Origin of the sequence: Rhodococcus sp. T2V, from assembly GCF_029269925.1 — a bacterium.
Lineage (GTDB): Bacteria > Actinomycetota > Actinomycetes > Mycobacteriales > Mycobacteriaceae > Rhodococcus_F > Rhodococcus_F koreensis.
The window spans coordinates 1-2,107 of the sequence record NZ_JARJBD010000252.1; the positions used below are offsets into that span (position 1 = coordinate 1).

The 2,107-nt window shown below is 69.2% G+C and carries 1 protein-coding gene; it reads right to left on the reverse strand.

Annotated elements, in window-relative coordinates:
- A partial coding sequence (locus P3H15_RS53655; RefSeq protein ID WP_276144767.1) for a condensation domain-containing protein occupies positions 1-2,107 on the reverse strand: 2,107 nt, incomplete at both ends.

Genomic DNA, 2,107 nt, shown 5'->3' on the forward strand with positions numbered 1-2,107 from the left:
GGATCGAGCACCTCGACCAGTCGCTCGAACTGCACCTCGGACTGGGCGAGGGCACGCAGTTCCACCTCGCGGGACTGGTCGATGATCTCGGTGAAACTCATGTCCGGGTCGAGGCGGGTACGCAGCACGATGGTGTTGACGAACATGCCGACCACGTCCTCGAGCGCGGGATCCCCGCGCCCCGCGACCGGGGTGCCGATGGTGATGTCGTGGTCCCCGCTCAGCCGCGCGAGCAGCATGGCCACCGCCGAACGCAGCGCGGTGAACAGTGAGGCGTGATGGTGGTGGGCGAGGGTCAGCAGGGCGCGGTGGGTGCGCCCGTCGATCTGAAGGCTTTCGCGTCCTCCGCCGTAGGTCCACCGGCGTGGTCGCGGCCGGTCGGTCGGCAGCGAGAGCGCACCGGGTAGTTCCGCCAACTCGGTGGTCCAATAGTCGATTTGGCGTGATACGAGGCTCTCGGGGTCGGTCTCGGTGCCGAGGAGTTCGCGCCGCCACACACTGTACTGCGAGTACACCGCCTCGGTGGGTCCCCACTCCGGGGCCGCGCCCGCGGCGCGGGCGGTGTATGCGGTGACGAGATCGCGGGCCAGCAGTGCCAACGACCAGCCGTCCGCCGCGATGTGGTGGATGACGCACGCCAGGATGTGCTCGCGGGGGGTGAGCTCGAACAGCTGAGCGCGCAGCGGCGGTTGCTCGCGCACGTCGAACCCGGTCTGGAGCAGACGCGCTATCGGTTCCCCGGCGTCTCGGGCCGGGATCTTCACGGGGGTGAGATCGGGCACTGCGTCGGACACGGGGAGGACGTGCTGGTGTGGTCCGGTGGGGGAGTCGGGGAATACCGTGCGCAGCGATCGATGCCGCGCGAGGACGTCCGCGGCGGCCAGTTGCAGTGCGTCGGTGTCGAGTTCCCCGATCACCCTGACGGTGAACGGAATGTTGAACAACGCGGGTGTGGTGATCGTGCGGTCGATGAACTGTTGTGACGGCGACAACGGCACGCGACCCTGCACCGTGACGGCACGCACCCGGGGGCGGGCGGCACGGTCGCCGTCATCCCGGTGATCGGATTCGGTGACGACCCGCGCGAGCGCGGTCACGGTGGGCGTGTCGAAGAGGTCCCGCACCCCGAGGGTGGTGCCCTGTTCGGTGTTGATCGCCGCGATCACCCGGGTGGCCGACAGCGAATCCCCACCGAGGTCGAAGAACGAATCGTCGGCACCCACCGGATGCACTCCGAGTATCCGGGCGAACACGTCGGCGACCATGCGTTCGGCTGCCGTCGCCGGCTCGCGGCGCGGTGCCGGGGAGGAGCCGAACTCGGGCGCGGGGAGGGCGCCGCGGTCGAGTTTCTTGGTCGGCGTCAGCGGAACCTCATCCAGGACCATGATCGATGCGGGAATCATGTAGTCCGGCAGGAACTGGGCCACTGCGGTTTTCAGAGTTCCGGGTGTGGTTGCCGCCGCGGGGCGAAGCATGATGTAGGACACGAGGACCGGGTCACCGACCGGGTTCTGGTGGACGACGGTGGTGGCGAAGGTGACGTCGTCGTGTCGGTGCAGTGCGGCGTTGATCTCGCCGAGTTCGATGCGGAACCCGCGGATCTTGACCTGTGCGTCGGTGCGGCCCAGGAATTCGAGGGTCCGCTCGCCGGTCCAGCGAACCCGGTCGCCGGTGCGGAACAGCCGGGTTCCGGGTTTGCCGAACGGGTTGGCGACGAACCGTGATCCGGTCAGGGCGGGCCGCTGATGGTAGCCGCGGGCCACTCCCGCGGTGGCGAGATAGAGCTCGCCGACCGCGCCCGGTGGCAGCGGACGTAGGCGGTGGTCGAGCACGATCGCACTGACCCCGCGCATGAGGGATCCGATCGTCACTTTCTGCTGCGGTGCGATCGGGTCGGTCAGGGTGACGCTGCAGGTGGTTTCGGTGGGCCCGTAGGCGTTGCGCATCGTCCGGCCGCCGGCCCAGCGCCGCACCAGCTCCGGCGGGCACGCTTCGCCGCCGACCAGGACGAGTTCGAGGTCGGCGAGCCCGGTCGGGTCCACGGTCGCCAACGCGGACGGTGTCGACAACAGGTGGGTGATGCGTTCGGCGCGCAGAAGCGCCGCCA